General features: G+C 37.1%; 20 protein-coding genes. 17 read left to right on the forward strand and 3 right to left on the reverse strand.

Annotated features, from left to right (window positions below; all coding sequences use genetic code 11):
• Entirely contained in the window at nt 1–693 is a 693-nt protein-coding gene (locus tag ACFSR6_RS20615) for a hypothetical protein (RefSeq protein ID WP_379082469.1), read from the forward strand.
• On the opposite strand, the gene ACFSR6_RS20620 is transcribed toward ACFSR6_RS20615, so the two are convergent.
• Together ACFSR6_RS20620 and ACFSR6_RS20625 are read right to left on the reverse strand one after the other, a co-directional pair.
• Entirely contained in the window at nt 690–1,400 is a 711-nt protein-coding gene (locus ACFSR6_RS20620) for a LytR/AlgR family response regulator transcription factor (protein ID WP_379082471.1), read from the reverse strand. The two genes, ACFSR6_RS20615 and ACFSR6_RS20620, sit on opposite strands and share 4 nt — an antisense overlap.
• A gap of 31 nt (nt 1,401–1,431) precedes the next feature.
• Entirely contained in the window at nt 1,432–2,547 is a 1,116-nt protein-coding gene (locus ACFSR6_RS20625; RefSeq protein WP_379082473.1) for a sensor histidine kinase, read from the reverse strand.
• Between the two features lie 114 nt (nt 2,548–2,661).
• Between ACFSR6_RS20625 and ACFSR6_RS20630 the strand changes: the two genes are divergently transcribed.
• Both ACFSR6_RS20630 and ACFSR6_RS20635 read left to right on the forward strand, forming a co-directional pair.
• Nucleotides 2,662–4,866 carry a peptidase domain-containing ABC transporter gene (locus ACFSR6_RS20630; RefSeq protein ID WP_379082476.1) on the forward strand — a complete coding sequence of 735 codons (2,205 nt, stop codon included), beginning with the start codon at nt 2,662–2,664 and terminating at the stop codon, nt 4,864–4,866.
• A 10-nt stretch (nt 4,867–4,876) separates the two neighbouring features.
• Nucleotides 4,877–5,857, forward strand: coding sequence for a hypothetical protein (locus tag ACFSR6_RS20635; RefSeq protein ID WP_379082478.1), 981 nt, complete (start codon nt 4,877–4,879; stop codon nt 5,855–5,857).
• On the opposite strand, the gene ACFSR6_RS20640 is transcribed toward ACFSR6_RS20635, so the two are convergent.
• Nucleotides 5,829–7,058 (reverse strand): hypothetical protein, encoded by a 1,230-nt coding sequence (locus tag ACFSR6_RS20640; protein WP_379082480.1) that lies wholly within the window; start codon nt 7,056–7,058, stop codon nt 5,829–5,831. The genes ACFSR6_RS20635 and ACFSR6_RS20640 overlap by 29 nt on opposite strands.
• 707 nt (nt 7,059–7,765) lie before the next feature.
• Between ACFSR6_RS20640 and ACFSR6_RS20645 the strand changes: the two genes are divergently transcribed.
• From ACFSR6_RS20645 to ACFSR6_RS20710, 14 genes are all read left to right on the forward strand, one after another.
• The gene (locus tag ACFSR6_RS20645; RefSeq protein ID WP_379082483.1) at nt 7,766–9,409 is read left to right on the forward strand and encodes a tetratricopeptide repeat-containing sensor histidine kinase; all 1,644 of its coding nucleotides are present in this window, start codon (nt 7,766–7,768) and stop codon (nt 9,407–9,409) included.
• 11 nt (nt 9,410–9,420) lie between these two features.
• Nucleotides 9,421–10,086: a DNA-binding transcriptional response regulator gene (locus ACFSR6_RS20650; RefSeq protein WP_379082486.1), complete on the forward strand. Its 666-nt coding sequence runs from the start codon at nt 9,421–9,423 to the stop codon at nt 10,084–10,086.
• A gap of 384 nt (nt 10,087–10,470) precedes the next feature.
• On the forward strand, nt 10,471–10,821 hold the full coding sequence (locus ACFSR6_RS20655) for a YegP family protein (protein WP_456238604.1): 351 nt from the start codon (nt 10,471–10,473) through the stop codon (nt 10,819–10,821).
• A gap of 10 nt (nt 10,822–10,831) precedes the next feature.
• On the forward strand, nt 10,832–11,896 hold the full coding sequence (locus ACFSR6_RS20660) for a type I restriction endonuclease (RefSeq protein WP_379082488.1): 1,065 nt from the start codon (nt 10,832–10,834) through the stop codon (nt 11,894–11,896).
• Between the two features lie 218 nt (nt 11,897–12,114).
• The gene (locus tag ACFSR6_RS20665; RefSeq protein WP_379082491.1) at nt 12,115–12,450 is read left to right on the forward strand and encodes a hypothetical protein; all 336 of its coding nucleotides are present in this window, start codon (nt 12,115–12,117) and stop codon (nt 12,448–12,450) included.
• Between the two features lie 258 nt (nt 12,451–12,708).
• A complete protein-coding gene (locus tag ACFSR6_RS20670) occupies nt 12,709–12,948 on the forward strand; it encodes a hypothetical protein (RefSeq protein ID WP_379082493.1) in 240 nt (79 codons plus the stop codon).
• Nucleotides 12,945–13,229, forward strand: coding sequence for a membrane protein insertion efficiency factor YidD (yidD, locus tag ACFSR6_RS20675; protein WP_379082495.1), 285 nt, complete (start codon nt 12,945–12,947; stop codon nt 13,227–13,229). Before ACFSR6_RS20670 ends, yidD begins: the two co-directional genes overlap by 4 nt.
• A gap of 51 nt (nt 13,230–13,280) precedes the next feature.
• A complete protein-coding gene (locus ACFSR6_RS20680; protein WP_379082498.1) occupies nt 13,281–14,624 on the forward strand; it encodes a hypothetical protein in 1,344 nt (447 codons plus the stop codon).
• A gap of 5 nt (nt 14,625–14,629) precedes the next feature.
• Nucleotides 14,630–15,013: a hypothetical protein gene (locus ACFSR6_RS20685; RefSeq protein ID WP_379082501.1), complete on the forward strand. Its 384-nt coding sequence runs from the start codon at nt 14,630–14,632 to the stop codon at nt 15,011–15,013.
• Nucleotides 15,014–15,024: 11 nt separating this feature from the next.
• Complete coding sequence (locus ACFSR6_RS20690; RefSeq protein ID WP_379082503.1) at nt 15,025–16,554, forward strand: hypothetical protein; 1,530 nt, start codon at nt 15,025–15,027, stop codon at nt 16,552–16,554.
• 4 nt (nt 16,555–16,558) lie between these two features.
• Complete coding sequence (locus ACFSR6_RS20695) at nt 16,559–20,200, forward strand: hypothetical protein (RefSeq protein WP_379082506.1); 3,642 nt, start codon at nt 16,559–16,561, stop codon at nt 20,198–20,200.
• A 73-nt stretch (nt 20,201–20,273) separates the two neighbouring features.
• Nucleotides 20,274–20,933: a hypothetical protein gene (locus ACFSR6_RS20700; RefSeq protein ID WP_379082508.1), complete on the forward strand. Its 660-nt coding sequence runs from the start codon at nt 20,274–20,276 to the stop codon at nt 20,931–20,933.
• 9 nt (nt 20,934–20,942) lie between these two features.
• Complete coding sequence (locus ACFSR6_RS20705; RefSeq protein WP_379082510.1) at nt 20,943–22,445, forward strand: hypothetical protein; 1,503 nt, start codon at nt 20,943–20,945, stop codon at nt 22,443–22,445.
• On the forward strand, nt 22,442–23,188 hold the full coding sequence (locus ACFSR6_RS20710) for a hypothetical protein (protein WP_379082513.1): 747 nt from the start codon (nt 22,442–22,444) through the stop codon (nt 23,186–23,188). Before ACFSR6_RS20705 ends, ACFSR6_RS20710 begins: the two co-directional genes overlap by 4 nt.
• The last annotated feature ends 30 nt before the right edge of the window (nt 23,189–23,218 follow it).

Genomic DNA, 23,218 nt, shown 5'->3' on the forward strand with positions numbered 1-23,218 from the left:
ATGGATAAGATAGAACACGTTTACAGTGCAGAAATTAAAGAAATTGTAGGTGAACCTCCAAAATGGCTGCTTAAATCGGGCGGCGGAAGCCTACTTTTACTTTTGTTATTGTTGGTGGCATTATCGGCATTTACCCATTATCCCGATAAAAAGGCTATCACTGTTAACATTTACCGGGAGCAAAATCCCCTTATCCTTTCAAAAAGTTTAAATGTTTATCAGTTTTTAAAAGCATCAGGGGCTACAGCAAAAAAGGGCGAAGCCATTGCACTGACTGATCATGATGGGATAAAGCAAATCATTACCGCTCCATTTGCTGGTAAACTGTTTTATGATGATGGTGCTTTAACCGAAACCCATAAAAAAGATACATTGGCTATGCTTGTGCCATCAAAAGGAGGGTTTAAGTTTAAAGGACAAATCAGTTCTGAATATGCCCGCTTACTAAATGACTCAAAAAACACAGTCTTTAAAATAACCCCCGATAATCAGCTGGGTGATGACCTCGAATTATATGGTAAACTCACCACACTTGGCCCGTTAAAAGCCAATAATATGTTTGATTTTACAGGAACAATAGAGCCCGCATCAGGAAGCATACTTGATGAGAACTACGTAGCCATTTTAAATTTAGATGCCCGGCTTACTTTGATTCTTGATAATAAAACCATTCTCGCGCGTATACTATATTAATCGTTCTTTAAGCCAAAACGTTCAAAGATCAGGTCTTTATATTGCTTGCCAATTGGCAGTTTATCGCTTACATCATGTAATTCTGCCATGTTACCGCTAATAAACTTTAAGCTGTTGATGTTGATGATATACGACTTTTGTATGCGGATAAACTGGTTTTCGGGAAGCTGGTCTTCTACCCGTTTCATCGTCAGGTGTGTAATAATGCTGCGGTCTTTCAGCACCACTTTAATATAATCTTTCATCGCCTCTATGTAGCAGATTTCATCAAAAAGTACACGGTGCAGTTTGTGACCATCTTTAACGAAAAGGTATTTAGACTGATCGGTGCTGGGTTTATTGTTTTTCTGCTGGCTCATAGTTAAACACTTGTTTACCGCCTTAAAAAAACGTTCGAAAGAGAAAGGTTTAACAATATAGTCAACAGCATCAAGCTCAAAACCTTCTACCGCATAGTTGGCATAAGCTGTAATAAAGATTACATATGGACGGTATTGCAGCATTTTAATCAGTTCAATGCCGTTTACTTCGGGCATATGGATATCAGAGAAAAGTATATCAATCTGTTCTCTTTGTAGTATTTCTATCGCTTCAAAAACATGTTTGCAGCTGCCTGCAAGTTCAAGAAACGGGATTTTTGATATATACTCTTCCAGCGTTTCGCGGGCCAGGGGCTCGTCATCAATAATTAAGCATTTAAGCGTCATATAGTTGTTCGGATAGGGATGATGATTTGGGTTATTTGAGGTTTAATTTTAATGTTACCGTATATTCGTTTGATTCGTTCTTAATAATCAGTTCGTGCTGGTTTGGATAATGGATCAAAAGCCTTTTTTTAATGTTGGCTATGCCCAGCCCTCCAAATTTTGTTTTTGCAAGCCTGTGGGTACAGCTATTAGCCACTTCAAAGTAAAGCTGCTCACCAAAAACCTTGATCTTGATACGGATCCAGGCCGATTCTATGCTGGCATCGGGCCCATGTTTAAAAGCATTTTCTATAAAAGGAAATATAATGAGCGGAACTATGCGCAAAGGTTTTTCCGGTTTATCGATGTCAAGGTCGATCTTTACTTCATCGCCATACCTGATGCTTTCCAGCTCAAGGTAATCCCTGATAAATTCAATTTCGCGCGATAACAACACCTCCGGATCATTCGATTCGTAAAGGGTGTAACGCATTAAACCAGCTAGATGAAGAACCATTGGCCCGGTTTGTTCATCTTTCTTATTTACCATGCGGTAAATATTATTTAAAGTATTGAACAGAAAATGTGGATTGATCTGTGCTTTTAAAAAATTAATCTCCAGGTTCAGGTTGTCGCGCTCCAGTGCAATACGCTTATTGCTCTGTGCCACTATTGATTTCATGAGTTTAATGCTGAGCGGCGGGAACAGGAGGTACAAAAAATCCAGAAAATAAAACAGGAACATTTTAATCGAGAAGATGCCAACAAAACCGCTTTTGACTACAAAATCGGCATAGAGCATCAGTTTTGAATCTGGCGAAAGGTTGGCCTTTAAGTACACACATACCAAATAGGTCAATGTTGCCCACCATAAATAGCTTAACACTACAAATAAAACGGTAGCCAAAAATTTCCCTTTAAATAAATACCGGTCGAGAATAAAATACGAGCCCACATAAAAAATACTGATTACGGCAACAAGGTCTTTCCCCACCAAAAACCAACCCATGGTTTTATCGAACTTACTGTAACCCCGGTAATACATATATCCGAGCAAAACCCATAAGAGCAGATGTAAAGCAATCCTGATCGGGGTTGTATATTTAATATCCCACTCCAGCTCTTGCACCCGCTTAAAATTCCCTTTGGCAGAATGTATAATATTCAATTTTGTAGCATTTAAAAGTGATTTCGTCGAAAAAAACTTGAGAGATAAATATATATTTTTTCTTTTGATAAATAAGAAGGTTTTAGACTTTCCTATAATTAAATATTTACAAGCATGAAGATACAGCTCGCAAATTTTCCGCACTATAAACAACACGATGTGATGGACTGTGGTCCAACCTGCCTGCAGATCATTACCAAATTTTATGGCAAGTTTTTCTCCATCCAAAAAATCCGCACACTGAGCCAGATCGGTAAAACGGGTGTATCGCTCTTAGGAATCAGCAAAGCGGCCGAGAAAATAGGCATCCAATCTGTAGGTGGTAACATCACCTTCGAGAAGCTCGAAAAACGTGGACAGCTCCCTTGTATCATCCACTGGCGTAAAAACCATTTTGTGGTGGTATATAAAATCACCAAAAAGAAAGTACACATTTCCGATCCCGCCAGCGGCCTGCATGCTTACACACACGATGAATTTCTTAATAACTGGGCCTACACCTCCATTAACCAAAAAGCCGCTGGTATAGCCTTATTGTTAAGCCCAACGCCCGATTTTTATCTCACTGAAGAAGATATTACCGAGAAACGCGGTAGCATGAGCATATTGCTTAAACATGTTTTTCATTATAAAAAACTACTGAAACAACTGGCCGCAGGTTTACTGGCCGGGGCTGTAATACAATTAATATTTCCTTTTTTTACCAAAGCGCTGGTAGATGTTGGGGTAAAAGGAGCGGATGTACACTTTATTTATATTCTTCTTTTCGGTCAGTTATTGATGACGCTTGGGCAAACTTCAGTAGAACTGTTACGCGGCTGGATACTGCTCCACATTACCGCAAGGGTTAACCTGTCTATCTTATCCAACTTTTTAAATAAACTGTTAAACCTTCCCTTGTCTTTTTTCGATACCAAGTTAAACAGTGATATTTTACAGCGCATAGAAGATCATAAAAGGATTGAAGCCCTGCTAACCGGCAGCACGCTCAATACCTTGTTTATGATGATTGCTTTCCTGGTTTTCAGTGTGGTGCTGTTTATCTACAACCCCACTATATGCATCGTATTTATTATTGGCAGTGCCATTTATTTTGCCTGGATCTACATTTTTATGGAGAAAAGGAAAAAACTCGATTTTAAGCGTTTCGAACTTCAGGCCCAAAACCGGGCAAAAACCCTGCAGGTAGTAAACGGTATTCACGAGATTAAAATAAACGACTGCGGCACCAAAAAAATATGGGAATGGGAGGGTATACAGGCCAAGCTCTTCCGTTTAAATGTGAGTACACTTTCATTAAGTCAGTACCAACAGGTAGGCGCCACTTTTATTAACCAGGCCAAAAACATCCTGATTCTCTTTTTGGCTACCCGCCTGGTAATCGATAAGCAGGTAAGCCTTGGCGATATGATGGCCATCCAGTTTATCATCGGGCAGATGAATGCCCCGATTGTACAGTTGGCATCTTTCTTACAGTCTTACCAGGACGCACAGATCAGTATGGATCGTTTGGAACAGATACAGCATTTGGAAGATGAAGAATCGCCTGTTAAAAATTATACCTATAAAATGCCTCCCGGAAGGAGTATACAAATTAAAAATATGAGTTTTATTTATCCTGGAGCAGGTAATAAGCCCGTTTTAAACAGCCTGGATTTTACTATCCCGGGCGGTAAAACCACAGCCATAGTAGGAAGTAGCGGAAGTGGAAAAACCACCATTTTAAAGCTGCTGCAAAGAATATCAGAACCCACATCGGGCGAAATTTATATAGATAACCTGCCCTTTAGCATGATTAGTCCGAAGTTTTGGCGCCAGCACTGCGGCGTGGTGATGCAGGATGGTTTTATTTTTTCTGATACCATTGCCAATAACATTGCCCTCAATGAAGAATTTACCGATCCGGCAGAAATGGACCGTGCCATCCATATTGCCAATATAGAGCAGTATATAAAAAGTCAGCCCTTGGGTATTTATACCAAAATCGGGGAGGATGGTAAAGGTTTAAGTGGCGGACAACGGCAGCGGGTTCTGATTGCCCGTATGGTGTACAGAAATCCCGAATATATTTTTCTTGATGAAGCTACAAGCTCACTGGATTCATCAAATGAAAAGGTAATTATGGAACGTCTTTATAACTTTTTCGAAGGGAAAACCGTGCTCATTGTAGCACACCGCTTAAGTACCGTTAAAAATGCAGATAACATTTTAGTGCTCGATAACGGTAATGTAGTAGAGCAGGGTAATCATAATACCCTGGTAGCCAAGCGTGGTTACTATTACGAATTGATCAAAAATCAGCTTGAATTAGGAAATTAATCAATAAGCCATGAAAACAGCAACAACTTCATTTATCGAAACTTTAAGGTTAAACCAACAACATAAAACTGCAGATAAGTTTGCCAAGCCACAGCGCGGCGTATTCAGTATCCTGTTAAATGCAGAGGCAGCAAAAAAAATGGGCGACGAAATGAATGACCGCATTTCGGAGGTAACAGATACCTATTTTAATGCCGTGGTACTGTGCAGAAAAAATAAACTTACTGAAGCACATGCCGTGCTGCTTTTGGGCGATACCGCTTTCGAAGGTTTTGAAGAAGAGCCTCAACGTTTAATCAGGCTTTTTAAACTATCGGCATGGGCCAATTACTACTATAAGGCCGGACAATTTAACCAGGGGATTGATTTTCTGGTTTCCGGTTTATCTTTAAGTGCCGGACTGGAGGCCGAAGGTTATGAGGTATTGCAGTTTAGGCGTATAGAACAATTACAGAATATTTCGCGCATTTTGTTCAGCAGTAAAAAATACCTTGAAGGGTTTACGCTATTGCGCTCGATACTCCGCTTTATTATTAGCGGAAATACTGATGGATTATATGTAAAAGACTGGAACCATCAAAAATTTACGCAGATAAGGCAGATGACAGAGAGTACCCTCGATTCGGTATTTATACAACTGGCTGTTTTAAACAGTTCGGCACACGAAACGCCATTTGGCGATCTATTTTACTACGATTTCTTCTTTAAAGAGTTGCTGGAAACCATGGAAACCGACACCTATAACCGCAGCATTTTATACAACTGGATGTACGTAAAAGCCTCTTATTTTAAAGAAGGACCGGAATCTTTTTTAAACAACATCAGCATCTTTTTAAAAGACGAAGAAATTTCGCCTGATTATAATAAATTGAAAGAAAACCTATTATTGCAAAGCATCCGGGTATTAGAAAAACACGAATGTAAAGATTTAAAAAAGGTACAGGAGGGTGTCTCTTTATACCTTAACAACTTACAGCTTGTGACGTTATAATGTCTAATGTCTCTCCTTCTTCAGCCATTGATTTTTTCATTGGCTGTTTTACTTCTTTCTTTAGCCTGCTTACTCCATAGCCAAATAATGTTATAAAAATAATAGCATATAGCAGCCCGATTAAACGGTTCTTCAGGTATCTGTTATTAGAGATATATTTCGCTAAAATTGTAGGGGTAAGCTTCTTTAGAACCCTTGTGGTATCCATAGGGTACGCACCCGCAGACGTAAAAAACTCATGATCTTTCATAAACCCTTTATACCACACTTTACCAATCGAATAACTGGTTAGCGTATCTGGTAAATTAATCTTTCTTTGCTCCGTTAAAGTTTGAACGTTTAACGGAATTATCGGCGCGCCAACATTTTGTTTGTCATCTTTAACCGGCTCATAGTGATCCTCATCCCAGTACATAAATTTCTCATCCGCATGAGGCATTCTAATTGATGTAGGCAAGCGTTCCCAAACGGCAAAAGAAGTGGTGCCAACAAATAATAAAATGATACAGGAAATAGTAATATAGCGGGGGGAGAAACGGGGGACGTATTCTGGTTTAGGGGGAATTATTGGCGGTTGTTCAATATTACCTCCATTTATTTTGACATCATCAGTTTTTACAGGAATAATTACTATTGGTGGTGTAGTTGGTTTACCTATCCGTTCCTTTTCATCTTTAATTATCTCGCCCTGTTTATTTTCTTCCCTATCTTTATTTATTTTTTCATTTTCAGGATTTTGCTTACCATCATCGTTTCCACTTGTTATCGTAGTAAATGGTTTACCTATTTTAACATTAGTTGTACCGATAACTTCTTCTAAATCTGATGGCTTATCCTTATAAAAACTTGTGTAATAAGATGTACTTGGTCTAGGTTGAAAATCTATTAACCATGCCAACAGTTCAGCATACCTAAGCCCATAATTCGGCACACCTCCCTTTAAAATTTTCGGCATCTGTTTAAATTTTTCTGCTAAAGAATTCTCAAGAACAGTAAGATACCCTTTGTCCCGATCTACTCCTTTGAAAAATTGTTTGAATATTTCGTCGTCTTTAGGAGTGCGTTCTCTTTCTCGGTAAATAATTAAACATTCTTCACGTATATTTCCAGGGGTTGGATCCAATAAATTAGACGAAAGATTCCCTTCTCTCTTTTTCTTTTGATAGGCATCAAATACAACTTTTCTATATTCTTCGGGCATTTTTTAAAAATTTAGTCGTAAAAATAAGACGGAATTTCCGGAATTTTTACGGTTAACCGGAATTCTAACGGAATGAAAGGAACGAACGGAATCTTTTGATAACTAACGATTTAAAGCCCCCATATTTGTATCGTTGATCAGCACAGGCGGCGATTCATTATCAAAGCTAAATAAAAAACTGATTAATAAAAAGAGTAGAAATCGCGGTAGTAAATAGCCGGTTTGGGAAGCAGTTATTAGCTCCCGTGATAGAAACTCAGACTTCCCAAATTTTCAGAAGGCCTTCTGATTTACAAACCCGGAGAAGGGCTCGTGAACGGTTCGCGGGTACCCTCCTTAGTAATCATCCTTAAAAAATTTAAAGTCATGTTTTTACCTCTTTTTATTGCCATATTACTTGGCCTGGCAACGCCTACAAATACAAATAACAATTGCAACCATAACGGTGGTACAGTAGTAAGTACTAATGATACAGATCCTGGAGATCCAGGTGACCCAGGAGATGGGGATCCAGGTGATGACACAGGAGGCGAAGGCTCACATGTCCCACCAAAAAACCCATAGTTGGCAATCGATCTGAGATAAAAATTATCTCAAATGATAAGTAAGGCAGTATTTTCTGCCTTACTTTTTGTTTATAAACTATTCGAAATATCTAAGTAAAATAATCTTGTTTTTTATATTTGAGTAAATAATTACTCTCGCTCTTGAAAAAAATATACACCCTTCTATTTTTTCTTCTGGCAGCATTTGCTTGTAGGAAAAAGATCAACACTTCTGCACCGACTAAAAACCAGAATTTTGAGACGGCAGAATCCTTTTTCTTTAAAAATAACGATTCTTCATTCTATTACTTTAATAAGGTAACGACTACTTCTAAGGATAGCTTACAGGTAGCAATGGCCTATAATTATATGGCCGTGATCCAATCAGATGCCGGAGATTACTTTGGGGGGCAAGAAAGCTTAACATTATCATTAGGTTTCTTAAATGAACACAAAAAAACAGACTTTGCCTGCCTTGCTTCTAACTATAATGAGCTCGGCTTAAATAGTACGTATTTTAAAAAATATACCGAGGCTATCAATTATTATAATTCGGCACTAAAGTTTTGCCAAAACAATGCCTACAAATTACAATTCCTTAATAATAAAGCATTGGCTTATCAAAAAAGTGGAGCATATTCGAATGCGATTGATATTTACAATGAGGTTTTAAAAAAAATTAGTAACAGGAAAGAATACGCAAGAGTACTTTCCAACTTAGCTAAAACAAAATGGCTTCAAAATTCCAATTATAATCCACTAGCAGATTTTTCAAAAGCATTGCAAATCCGCTATTTAGAAAAGGATGAATGGGGACAAAATGCAAGCTACTCACATATTGCTGATTATTATGAAAAGAAAAAACCAGATTCAGCATTTAATTACGCGCAAAAGATGTATTTGATTGCGACGAAGCTCAATAGCCCTGATGACCGGCTCGAAGCACTTCAAAAATTAATTAAACTTAGTCCAGCCACTAAAACAAAACAATATTTTCAAAAATATCAAAGCATTAACGACAGTTTGCAAACTACCCGTAGCGCTGCCAAAAACCAATTTGCCCTGATCCGTTACGAAACAGAAAAAAGCAAAGCCGATAATCTCGTGCTACAAAAGGACAACGATGGCAAAAGATATCAGATTATTATACTCATTACCTGTATTCCTTTACTTATTATCGTAGGTACACTTTGGTATAAAAAAAGGAAACAGAGATTAGAACTAGAAGCTCAAAACACCATTCGCAATAATAAGCTAAAAACCTCGCAAAAAGTACATGATGTTGTGGCTAACGGATTGTATCGCATTATGAGTAAACTCGATCATCAGGAAACCTTAAAGGACAGCCCTATCATCAATGAAATAGAGGAACTTTATGAGCAATCGCGCGATATTTCTTATGAAAAACCTGAATTCAAAAATCGACCTTTCAACGAAAAAATTTCTGAAACCTTAAAATCTTTCGCTTCCGAAAACACACGGGTAGTACTTGTTGGAAATTCGGCAGCACTATGGGAGAAAGTTTCAGAACAGGCAAAAGAGGAAATAGAACATATCCTACAGGAACTGATGGTAAACATGAGCAAACACAGCCACGCAAGCGATGTGGTGATCAGGTTTGAACAGGTACAGCAAAAAATAAACATTTATTATACCGATAATGGCATTGGCATTGCAGGCAAGCCACAACCTAAAAATGGCTTAACGAATACGGGAACCCGTATTGATGCAATTGGTGGTACCATTACCTTTGATACCAAAGTTGAAAAGGGGCTTAAAATCCAAATCTCTTTTCCGGTTTCTTAATTGTATTAAATATGTTTAAAAGAATACTGATTGCCGAAGATCATGAAACACAGAATATTTCTCTGCAAAAAACATTAACCGAACTGGGTGCAGAAAAACCTGAATATGTTTTTTATTGCGACGATGCACTTACCTGGATAAAAAATGCCGTTAAAACAGGGCAGCCTTACGACCTGTTGATTACCGACCTTTATTTTGAGGAAGACCATAACCGCCAAAAAATTACGGGAGGGGCCGAACTTATTAAAGCCGCAAAAGAAGTACAGCCCGGTTTAAAAACCTTGGTATTTTCCGGGGAAAGTAAAACTGCAGTGATTGATTCGCTATTTAAAGAAATGCACATTGATGGTTATGTGCGCAAAGCCCGCCATGATGGCCAGTATTTAAAACTCGCTATATCTGCCATCCTCAACCATAAAAAATACCTTTCGCCTGATTTAAAACTGGCCAGGAAAGAAAATAATTCGCACGATTTTTCAGATTTGGATATTGCCATCATCTCTCAGCTGGTGGAAGGTACACCTCAAAAAAACATCCCTTACTACCTTCAGGAAAACAATATTAAACCTTCTGGCCTGAGTAGCATAGAAAAACGTCTTAATCTGATGAAAGAAGTGCTCGGTTTCTCCAAAAATGAACAGCTTATCGCTTACTGTAAAGATATCGGGATTATTTAGGCAAGCGCAAAGGGTAAGGCATTTTATTCCTGCATAGTGTGAAGACGCTTAGTCTCGGTTAGCTCCTGGCCATTCATTCTTCCGGGCAATTATTATCCTGAGGGATAATTTATTGTATAAAAATCAATATGAGTGACAGCCCGCTTATGGGTCGTCATTTCGAGCGGAGTGCAACGCAGTCGAGAACCACGATTGCTCAGCGAAGCCAAATCTGTCTCTAATAGATTTCTCCATTTCGCTACCGATGAAAAATCGGCACGCTCCAGTCGAAAGGACGATTCTTCTATAGGATTTAATGATAGCCTGTCGATGGATCAACAATTAACCAGTTAACTAGCGCAGCTACGGTTTCCCGTAAGGTTTGTCCTTATTCCCCTCCTATTTTTGATCAAAAAAATAACTCTGGGAAAATTTATCATTACTAAAAGAAGCAATAACGAATATCAGTTTAACCTTAAAGCTGCAAACGGACAGGTGATCCTCACCAGCGAAGGTTACAATGCAAAGGCATCGTGTTATAAAGGCATCGAATCAGTTAAGAACAATGCAACCACCGATGCCAGGTACGACAGGAAAATCGCCAAAAACGGCAAATATTATTTCAACCTGAAGGCCGGAAACGGAGAGGTTATCGGCACAAGCCAGCTATATACTACAGATGATGCACGCAATAAGGGTATCGAATCGGTTAAGGCAAATGCACCTGGTGCTGAAATTGTTGATGAAACCATTTAACGGAAACGCTATGGATCTTAAACTTAAATTAGAACAACTCCATCAACGGGTGGTGGGTTTAAAAGACCAGATCAATACCGAAGAGGCCACTAAAAATGCATTTGTCATGCCGTTTATTCAAATCTTAGGTTACGATATTTTTAACCCTACAGAAGTAATACCCGAGCACATCTGCGATATCGGAACCAAAAAGGGCGAAAAAGTAGATTATGTGATCCGCAAAAACGGTGAACCCATTCTCATTTTCGAATGTAAACATTGGAAAGAGAGTGCCGATGCACACAATTCGCAGTTACACCGCTACTACCATGTTTCTAAAGCCAGGTTTGGTGTGTTAACCAATGGTACGGTTTATAATTTCTATACCGACCTCGAAAAGCCCAATATTATGGATGAGAAACCTTTCTTTACCATCGATATTGAAGACCTGAAAGACAATGCCATTAAAATTCTCCAAAGCTTTACCAAAAATGAGTATAACCTGGAAAATATTCTCGATTCGGCCGAAGGTTTAAAATACATTAAAGCCATCAGGAAAGAATTTGAAAAAGAAATTGATACCCCATCCGACGAAATCGTAAAATTATTGGTAAACCGGTTTTTCGACAAACCGCTCACCGCAAACCGGATGGTCGCTTTTAAAGAATATACCAAAAAAGCCCTGGCCGTTTCCATCAACGAATCCATCAGCGATCGTTTAAAATCGGCCCTGAATATTAACGAGAAAATTGAAAAAAAGGATGGAGAAAAAGCGATGCCTGTTACCGTAGATCCCGATTCTTCTAAAATTGTAACTACCGAAGAAGAGCTGGAAGCTTTCCAGATTGTGAAGGCTATTCTACGCGAAAAAATTCCAGCTGCACGCATTGCCTACCGCGATACGCAATCGTATTTCGGTGTATTACTGGATGATAATAACCGCAAACCGATCTGCAGGTTCCATTTTAATACCACCAATAAATACCTCGAAACTTTCCATAACGGAAAACATGCCGGAGAGAAAAAACAGTTGTTTAGTCTGGATGAGCTTTACGATTACAGGGCTCAATTACATCAAACTTTAGAAAATTATTAATTATCCGCTCTTCACTAAAAAATGCAGGGGCTGCTTCATGGCCAGTTTTGGGAGCAGACAGGGCAGCCGCTCATTTTTAAAAAATATCGTCACACAGAACTCGTTTCAGGGTCCTTCATACGAGTAGATCTCTCTTCCAGTAAATAGTAGTGAAGCGGGAGGGATTACCCTAAGGTTAGCCGTAAGGAATCTGTTTTTAGCCTGAATACCTTAGCGGCATGAAACATCTCATTACACTGCTAATTTTAACCTTCGCAACGGGCATGGCCCAGGCACAAAAAAGGAAAGTAATCACTTATCAGCTAATGGAACCCGGCTTTAACACCAAAGCAATTAGCGGAACCATCAGCGAAGTTTATACGACCAGGCGTTACGGGAAGACCTTCTGGTGGGTGTGCATCGGTAGAGATACGATTATCCATGTATGGCCCAGGCACCTCGATACCACAACCATGAAACCCGGGCTTACCCGGACATTTATTTCCATTAAACGCCTCGATAATAATTGGTGGAAGAAAGAAAAATCAGAAGATGAGGTGAAGCCTGAGGAATGATTTTTTCAACTCCTTGGTTTGATATCATTCCAGGCGAAACGCAATGCAGTAGCGAACCCAAAAAGTGCCCAGCAAAACTAATTTGTCTAGGTAGATTTGCGCTTGCGGAGAGAAGCCATCCCTTTTCTTACAGGCACATAACTAACTATCAATCAAGCTATATCATTTTTAAAATTGTTTTTCATTTTACGGTTTCCCGTAAGGGATAGCCTTTCTGCATATCTATTTTTGAACCATAAACTTAAAAAACAAAGTATTATGGAATACAAAGTGGTACCCTTTACTGCAACCTTAGATCAAAAAAATGAAACAACAATTACTGTAGCTAATCAATTGGAAAAGCTAATCAAACGATATCAAACTCAAGGTTGGGAATACATCAGATTGGAAAGTGTTTCGACATATGTAAAACCTGATCCAGGTTGTTTTGGATTAGGTGCCAAGCCAGGTTATTTAGCTTCCTATCAAATGATTGTTTTTAGCAAAGTAGGCTTATGAAAATAATTTTACTCTCGCTTATTAGAATTTACTGGGCAGTATTTCCTAAAAATAAAAGGTATAAATGTATTTTCAGATTAAGCTGCTCTAAGCACGTTTATCAAGTTACTGAACAAGAAGGCCTGCTCGAAGGATTTAAAGCATTGAAATATCGATATAGAAATTGTAGAAACGGATTCCATCTTTTCAAAAATCATGTTGACGACAGCATGACGATGATATTACCAGAAGGTAACCTACTCCTAGAAAATGAAATTTCGGAAAGATTTATAAAGACCTGAATATCCTATTCACAAATCAAAAAATATTTTCATCCAATATTTACTAATCTCATGAAAAAATCTCATTCTCAATATGGAAAGGTAAAATTTTTCTTTTTCTATACGTTCCTTACCTGCCTATGTATCAATTGCAAAACAATAGATGGAGATGGAGCAAATGATCAAGTAGATCAATGCATTAATATAAAAGGAAAGAGACCAAAAGGCTGTCCAATATTGCCAACAATTGGCAAGGTAAGGCTATATCTCGAAACATCAGCAAGTATGAATGGATACTTTGGTGGCAACACAGAATATAAACAGATTGTAACTGATCTGGCGGTAAAAATTGATAAAGAAATTTCTCCGACTAGCATCAACTTTATATCAGATACCATCCGAAGTTTTCCTAATAATGCAACAGCATTCAGTAGCCACATCGCAACAACCAAACTTGCTATAGATAAAAGCTCCCAGCTTCACGAAATTTTTAAAAAGATAGCATTAAATACAAAAGGTGAGGATGTTTCCATTTTCATTTCCGATTGTATTCTTTCTTTTCCCAATAAAGTAGTAAAAGCAAATCCCTCAATAAACAAAACATCGGCTAGTAGTACATTGAAAAACAACATCTACTCTACCTTTATAGATCTAAAAAACAATAAGCAGGCAGCTAGCTTATATGCTTTCAGCTCACAGTTTTTTGGAACGTATTATGATTATCAGAATGTAAAAACAAAACTTCCTGGAACGGTAAGACCTTTCTATATATGGGTAATTGCAAAAAATAATATTTTACCAGTTTTCGACGAGAAACTGATAAGGATTACCGATTTCAAACCAGAACAATCTTTGCATTTTGGCCTAATCGATAATATGGTTAACCAATATCACATCCTTACCCAGTTAGGTATGGTTGGCGAGTGGGCACTAATCAAAAGCGATAACAAACAAAGCGATGTAGGTATTGAAAACGTCAAGACCGCTAAAAATAATCCTCAGGAATTTTATGCTGCGGTAGATTTAAGTACCCTGCCACCCTATGCTCAAAAACCTGAATACATTGCTAAAAATTTAAAACTTAATCAAAAAGGCTGTACTGCAGCGGTTACCGTATCAGTAAAAGGCAGTGCGGATAGATTGAAAAGCAATAAACAGAAAACTTTTTTTGCACAGGCTACACACATCATTAAAGTAACCATTAAGAATATTCAATTAGAAAATGCCTCATTACAAATTACCCTACCCTTACAGTATGATACCTGGTATCAAAACTGGAGTACTATGGATGATAAACAGGTAAAAACATTAGGCAAAAAGACCTTCGCTTTTCAGTATCTGGTTAATGGCATTATGGAAGCCTATAACAATACCGATAAAAATTTCATTGATCTAAAATTTCAAATTAACCAATAACAATTATGCTTTTAAGTATCTTTTCAAACCTTTACCAACTCATTTCGGGTGTACACCATAGCGTTCCGGATTATGTTGATGAAGTTTACGATAATGTTGGCGTACCAACCTTAATTATCGTTGTCATTATTACGGCCATATTTTACCTTTTATTGGGCCGCTGGAAGCCTGTGTTCTTTAAAACAGGACATTGGATATTTACGCTATTACTCACGGCAATAATTGCAGTTGTATTTGCATTTACCAGCGCTATTAAAGTAATCGGAGAATCTGATAGTTATATGTTCCGGTTCTCTCTCATGAATGGCATCCTGGCTGCGATACTGTTTTTTATCCTTTCAACTGTACTCAAAAGGCTCTCCATTTTTGCAAAACGTACGCCTTTTTAATTAAAGAAATCATGATTAGAAATACATTTATTTTCGGCATTGGTGGTACAGGGGCAAGAGTAGTCCGTTCGTTAACCATGTTATTGGCAGCAGGTACAAAACTTAATGATACCGACAAGGTTATACCGGTTATTATTGATGTTGATGCGAAAAATGCTGACACTACCCGAACGCTAAAAGCTCTCGAAGCCTATAAGACGATCAGGAAGAAAGCTTATACCGCCAAAAAAAATGCTGATGGTTCTGATATTGCAACAGGCTTTTTTAATACAAATCTTAACACTTTAAGTTCATTCCAAAATGACGGAGCAGAAAAGATTGATGACTCCTTTCAACTCAAATTCGATAACCTCGAAACTTCCTTTATCAAATACATCGATCCGAAAGAAGAATTGGTTAATGATGTAACCATGGATTTTTTAAGGGCGTTGTATGATGATACACCATCAAGCCATGCCAATTTCGATAATACCGAACTGAATTTACGCCTAGATGAAGGTTTTAAAGGAAATCCTAATATAGGATGCGTGGTTTTTAATAGTTTATCTACCCTTAAAGAATATCAGTTTGTAGCAAAAAGTATAAAATCAGATGATAGGATATTTATAATAAGCTCAATTTTCGGTGGTACAGGCTCTTCAGGATTTCCGCAATTAATTAAACTAATTAAGAGTGATGATAGGTTACGTGATATCAAACTTGGTGCACTAACGGTTATGCCCTATTATAAAATTGCTGATAAAACTAAGGCTGGCGGCGACGGCAATATCAAATCAGGAAGTTTTGATGCCAAAACAGAGGCTGCTCTAACCTATTATGCTAAACACCTTGCAGGCAAACTGAATGCCCTTTACCATGTTTGGGATAATCCGATCAAACAATATGAATATAATGCCGGTGGCGATGCACAGTTAGATCCTGCACACTTGGTTGAGTTGATAGGAGCAACAGCAGTTATCGATTTTATCAACAAACCTGATGAAATACTTAATCAGAATAATATCACAAAATATTTTGATTACGGTATTATCCAGGAAACTGCTGCTATAGATTTCAGACATTTTTATGAGTGGTCTTCCAAACAGATTATGGAGCCTTTGGCTTTGTTTTCCTATGCCATGAAAATTTACCTGGATTATTTTCCAAAGTTTAAAGATATGGCTTTTTATAAAGATCTGTTAGCAGATAAAATTCATTCAGATATTTTTTATCAGACTTTATCAACATTTCTAGGTACCCATTTTAAAGGATGGCTTAAAGAAATGTCAGATAACGAAAGAAAATTTGAACCCTTTCAATTAAACGCGGAGCTTAATTCATTTATAACGGGCAAAATTATTCCCATTAAAAAAGTACTTGGTGTAACTGTAAACGCAGGCCTGAGCGAGCTTTTTATTAAAGAAAAGTTAGGCAAGATAGAAGATGAACTTAAAAAGTCGATACCAGATCCTGAAAAGGAGAAAAGATTGCTACAGCTCCTTAACCAAATTGCACAAGAATGTTATAAGATTTTAGATTCATTACCAACAATGACAGTATAAAGATATGGCATATACATTTAGAAAATACGGAGGTTTCAATCCTAATGAGGTAAAGTGCTGGTCACTTACCAATCAGATAAAAGTAGATCACTTTGAAATCCGCGAAACTTTTGCCAGACGCGGTAAATCCAAGATAGGAACATCAATCCCATCTCCAATGGCTAGAATGGAGCTTTTTGAAACCGCTTTTCAAATGGTTTCTTCAGATAATCAAGCAACCTTAAAAGGATCATCTACTTATCATCAATTGGTATCGGATTGTTTGGACATGATGCAGCTTTTATTTAATACCAACGAATCAGATATCGGACCAGGCAAGAAAATATGGTTCAAAGAGTGGCGTGTGCAAGAAAATCTGAACAAGCTTAGTGCAACAGCAAAAAACCACCCTCATCAACTTCTTGCTAAAGCTTTTTCACTTGTTTTTGATGGACATTCGGCACAATCTGAATTTGCTGGAACCGAAAGCATCTACCTGATTTATTACGAGAATAAGCTTATGGGTGGCACTTCGCCACTTACGTTGTTTTTTACTTCTCCAAACTGGGACCGTTATGTAACCGATAAACAGATTGCACATCTTCCGAAAGGAAACGATGGCGGTACTTTTTTCAGCGATGACTACAAGGCTTTGTTTGAACGCGATCGGTCATTTGTAGAGTATTTATATAAAATCCTGCTGAAAAATCCAAAAGGATTTGAAAAGTGTATGGGTTTGAAACAATACATCAACAAAACCATCGAGAACCATTTTCCCGACCTCCAGCATAAGTTTATGGATTGGGCTAAAAATGAGACCAACAACCTAAATAATGAGTACCTGGCGCTTAAAACCAATATTGGTGGCAAGCTATTAACTGTAAATGGAATATACTTTTATCACCAGAGTGAAGAGGTAAAACGCAAAAAGATCAGGCTGGTAAGCGATTTTGTAATCAGGGCATCGAATGATAAGTACGCGAATCAGAAAGATAAAGAAAGGAATAATGTAAAGGTAGAACCCCCTCTTGTATTGGTAGATGGGATGAACCTACCCGGCGATTACATGGAAGAAAATGCTGCCTGGGATTCTACAACTAAAATCCGGTATTATCTTCATCAGCATACACCATTATTCGAAAGAAAACTACCTCAGGGAGATTCCTTAACAGTAACGTATCCATTTATCACCACTGAAGATTTTTTGGAAGACACCCTAATGGAAATGCCTTTTAAAATCAATAAAAGTAAATTCTTTACTAGTGTAAATGGCGATTTTAAATGCCTGCTTCCCATCAAAAAGGAATATTTCAATTTTTTCAATTTTGATGATCTGAAAAGAAACCTCGATATCAAAATAGTAAACAACGATGTAACCGTAACTTTAAAAGTACCGGTTAACAATAAAAAGGGTGTTAGTGAAATCGCTTTCGTAAAAACTTATTCTCCTAAACAGATTCTTAAGTGTAAGGCAGATATTGGCATATTCCCTTTTTATAAGATCAACGAAATCGATCCAAAATATCAATTCCTTAACGATTTTACGGTACTGCTGGCCGAGCGTAATGATGTGCTTAAATTAGAAGCACTTAATTTCTATACTTATGATGGAGTAGTGTATACAGACAACAACCACGCTGATAAGATCAAAGCCTCCTCTACACAGCGTTCAACTTCTGCTGATACAGAAGGTACAGCTTTGGCTACATCCAGGTACTATAACCTCAAAGAATCTTTTGATTATTTAGAGATAAGATATCTGAACAATCAGGCAGAAATAGGGGGAATCATCATTCCTAATTTTGAAGGCCGGACTTATAACAAATTGAATCTTAATAAGGCTATGACCTTTGCAATCGATTTTGGCACATCGAATACTCATATTGCTTTTAAGCAGAATAACTCTTCTTTGCCCCTGCCATTTGAAATTAACGAGGCAGACCAACAGATGATAATGTTGAACGAACCTATTGAATCGAGTGATTTGGGTGAGCGTTATAATAACAGTTTTGGTTCTATTCCAGAGGCAGCATTGACGCGAAACAGAGAGTTTATCCCAAGTATTATTCTTAAAACAAATAAAAACTCAACAGTATCATTCCCTTTTAAAACTGCAACATGCGAGGTGTCCTCATTCAATAATCTCGATAAAGAAAAAGCTGAATTGTTTGGACACATCAATATCGGATTTAATATAGAAAGTGAAGAACAACTTGCCAGTAATTCTATCTACACTACCAACCTCAAATGGTTATTGGAAAGTAATTCCGATCCAACCAAAAATCAATCAAATAAAGCAAGGGTTTCGTTTTTTATTAAGCAATTACTTTTACATATCAAGACAAAAGCAATTCTTAATTTCTGTCATCCAGATCAATTGGATGTGCTCTGGTCAATTCCATCGTCAATGGATAAAATGACAAAGGCAGAACTGGAAAAGATTATTAAAGAATCCTACATCAGTATTTTTCCCGTATCTCCTCCATCAAAAGTGCAACAGCTCGCAGACCCCATTAAAGAATCTGTAGCTCCGTATTTCTTCCTTACTAAAAATGATAGTGGTATACAAGAAGGTGCTAATGTAATCAATGTAGACATTGGTGGTGGTACTACCGATATCATGATGTTTATGGAATCAACAGGTAATAGGAAAGACAAATACCTCACCACATCATTTAGATTTGCAGGAAGTGATATCTGGGGAAGTGGCCATAAAGGAAGCTTAAAAGATAATGGATTTATTAAAAATTATCTCCAGTATAAACAGGCAAATAATATTGAAGGCAAAGCAAAATTATACCTTGAAAAGGTACAGCTTGATAATAACCTCAGTTCTGATGACTTAGTAAGTTTGCTATTTAGATATGATAAGAGCATGAAGTTTAGCGACTCGATAACAAGCGGGAATACTAACCTTTCAATTGTTTTATACATACATTATAGTGCAATAGTTTATCATATCTGTCAGGTAATAGAATCAAAAAAGTATCCTCTGCCAAGATATCTTTCTTTTACGGGCAAAGGCAGCCAATACCTAAAGCTGTTATGTAATGGTAGTGAAACAGAATTGAATAATTTCACAAAATTGCTATTCAAAGCATATTCTGATCAGGCATCACAAACTTCTTTTAGGGTTCACGTTAATGATGACCCAAAAGTAATTACGGCTAACGGTACAATAGAATATTTTCAGGCCGATATTCAGGATCAGTTTGTTGAAGTTCCCCGTGGACAAACCTTCGAGAGTTTTGATCAAGATCAAAGGAAAAAGTATCAGGACTTTGTTTACGCTGGCTCATCCAATGACAATGTAACAAGTACTAAGGAATTTGTTGTTAAGGATACAAAGGATTTGGATAGCGAAATTAATGTGGCTGTTTTAAAAAATGTAAACAGATTTTTAGAGCTCACCTTAGGTAATAAGCAAATTATAGATTTTCTCTATGCTTTTAAAATTAAGGATACCAAGCTCGTGCTTGATGCGCTAAAATGGAACGGCGATATTTTTAATGGCGAAGGACTTATTTACGATAGTTATAAAAAAGTACTGAAAGACCTTCAAAAACAGGATGGTGAAAACCAACTTTCAGAATCGCTTTTCTTCTTTGCATTTAAAGATTCGCTTTACAGGCTGTCTAAAATATTAACTGAATCTAACCCCTCATAATAATATGTATAAAAGAACCATCTACCTTTTTTTGATCTTAATGTTATCTGTTTTTCAGCTAAAGGCGCAATTATTGGTTACACAATTTAGCGATACAAAGCTTATTACTCCATCAAATATAGGATACTTGCAATCTATCATCATTCTATGCCTATTGGTTTATCTGATCATTGTTTTAAAAAATAAAAAAAGCAAGGAAAAGGAACTGGCATTTATGAAAAGTGAAGTTGCAAATACAACGTGGAAGAAGACTCAATTGAATACCGAATTAGAGGATTTAAAGATTAAGAACGCTAAGTTGGAAGAGGAAATGAGCATACATAGGCTGAAAGAAGAAACACTGTTAAAAGAATTTGTTCCTGAAGAACAAAATAATGTAAATACTATAGAGTGGCAAATCGATAAGCCTAAAGTAGTTAGGCAACCTGAACGCTTTTATACCAAATATGCCGATCTAATTGATGGCTTTTCTGTAGCAGAATTAGTAGAAGACGAAAATAATGAAACTATTTTCGAGATCAGGCTACAATCGCCCAACAAGGCAACTTTTAAAGTTAACGAAAACCCAGCCGCACAAAAATACGCATTAACCAATGCAGATTATTTTCTCCAAAAAACCTGTGTATATGATGTAGTGCCATTTGGAAAAATTACAACTGAAAAAGAAGGGCAACTATCGCTTTCTGGTGGAAAATGGGAAATTATTGAACCGGCTAAAATCTCTTTTAAATAATCAATCTAAATGGAAGATCTGTACGAAATAAAAAAGATTATCCATGATCTATTAATAGATCGTATGGGGGAGGTTAATGATGCTGATCTTTTCTTAACTAGAAAGCGAGCTTTAGCAGCAGGTTTGGATAATCAGCAATTTGGCCTTTTAATGCAGGAAGTCCATAACAGCATTAACTGGACTAAGCTTCGTGATGAACGGGAGGGAAAAGACCGTGTAGTTGGTCGTCCTATTAATTTGTTCGGCCAAGAGGTAAAGAGTTTGAGCAAGTTGGGAGAAGTTTTATTTAATAACCATACCAAGGCACTCAGATATTTGGAGGATCATATTTTTCTTAAAGAAAACATCAATTATCTCAGTAATCAGAATGTAGACCTCACCATGTCTTTTCTAGAGACCTATAATGCAGAACCCGATGCAGAAAAAAGGTTTCTGAAAATTATTTATCAACTTAATAAAGGCTTGCCGTTTAAAGTTGAAGGTGAGCTCTTTACAAAACTTAGCGATCTTCTTGAAAAGGGCTGGCAGGATTACGATTTCTTTGAGTCCATATATAAGCGGTTTGCAACAGGGTATTTGCAATTGTGGATTAAACAATGCTTTCCTGAGCTAGTCGGTATTTTACCCAAAGAAAAATCTTTTAAAGATTTTCTGTATTTTATTTATTCATTTAATCCTGAATACCCATTTTATATCGGGCAAGAGTTATTCCATACACCCGAAGATATAGCAGAAGCAGCAAAAAAAGAAAGTAGGCTTTGGCTGGTTTTAATTAAATCGATACAGGATGAACAAATATTAACATGGCTGGAAAGAACAGGTAGGGGTGCTATAATCACTGCATACATTGAGCAAACTAAATTTTTGATCGATCACGAAAAAAACCAAAATGACCTATCTCGCAGCTTAATTCAAAAATTGATAGAAATTATCCAGCCTGAAGTTGAATTACCAAGCCTGTCTGTATCTGTAGATCAACTTAATTTTTTAGGTATCGAATCAAAACCACTTTTGCAGCCCATTACCGTTTCATTAAGTAATGCTGGCTTTGTAAAAGCAACTGTGTTACTTGATCAACAAATTGATGGAATTGTAATCGAGCAAGGATATGTTAGCTTTTTTGATTTAGAACATGCAAAAGATATCACTCTTCATTTAAATATAGATCCATTAAAATTGATAAAAAATAGGTTGTATAATTTAAACCTTAATATCAAAACCAATTATCAATCGCTGAGCATTCCCATTTCGGTTAAAACTGTTTTTCCATTAAAAACATTTTCATTCTACTTGCTAAAGTATTCCCTATTCACTAGCATTTTTTTTGGTTTTATCCGGATACTCATTGTCGCAGCCAATGGCGATAATAACTGGCTCGCACCCGAAATTGCCTGGAGCCATATCACTGCCCAGGTTCCAACTAATCATGTAGCTTACATCGCCATTTTTATCCTTTCTGCTGCTATTCCCATTTTGCTTTGGCCAAAAGTTAAAAAAATCGAAAAGATATGAAAAGTACATTTAAACCTATTCAGCAACAGAAAAGTAACTTTTGGAAATATATAGTTGCTTTGCTTTTTTTTATTAGTGTTCTTCATAATTTTTTTGGTGCGATTACTTACAATACGTTTGTTATTATAGACAATATTTTAAGTGCCTCAGGAGCTAATTCGCCCATATTGATGTGGTTATTTATTGGATGTTTTATTGGCATTGGGATTGGTAGTGTTATTGCCTGCCGTAAATTCAAGTTAAATCCAAGAATAAGCTTACTGGCAGTAGTTCCGGCAGCTATAACATTGACTCTGTTTTCTGCTAACACTGGGCCATTATATGCCATTCATCCAAAAACAGAATTTCAGGCAGAAACAGATACTTCAACAATAGACTCTTTGGCAATTACAAGCACCACTGTCATTGTACCTAAAAAAAAACTAAAGCCGCTTAAGAAAACTAAAAAAGAATTACAGGTTAGCACCTGTATCGATCAAAATACGCAGGTAAGTGTCACGGTAAGATCGGATAGTGTTAAACTTTTTTTTAGAATAGCTAAAATTAAAGATGGCGAATGGAGTGATTGGGAATCCATCTTCATTCCGCAACCTGGTCAATATGCATTATCTGGTAAAAGAGGAAAAATAATCGCTAACAGCATTCAATACTATTATGAAGTAAAGCAAGAATCAACAAGATCGCCTAGTAATCCATTTACCAAATCTCTTTGCTTGGGGCCACTTCATATTGATACCTACTAATAGATCATTTTATATCAAATCAATATAACA

Source organism: Pedobacter vanadiisoli (assembly GCF_042684385.1).
Classification (GTDB): Bacteria; Bacteroidota; Bacteroidia; order Sphingobacteriales; family Sphingobacteriaceae; genus Pedobacter; species Pedobacter vanadiisoli.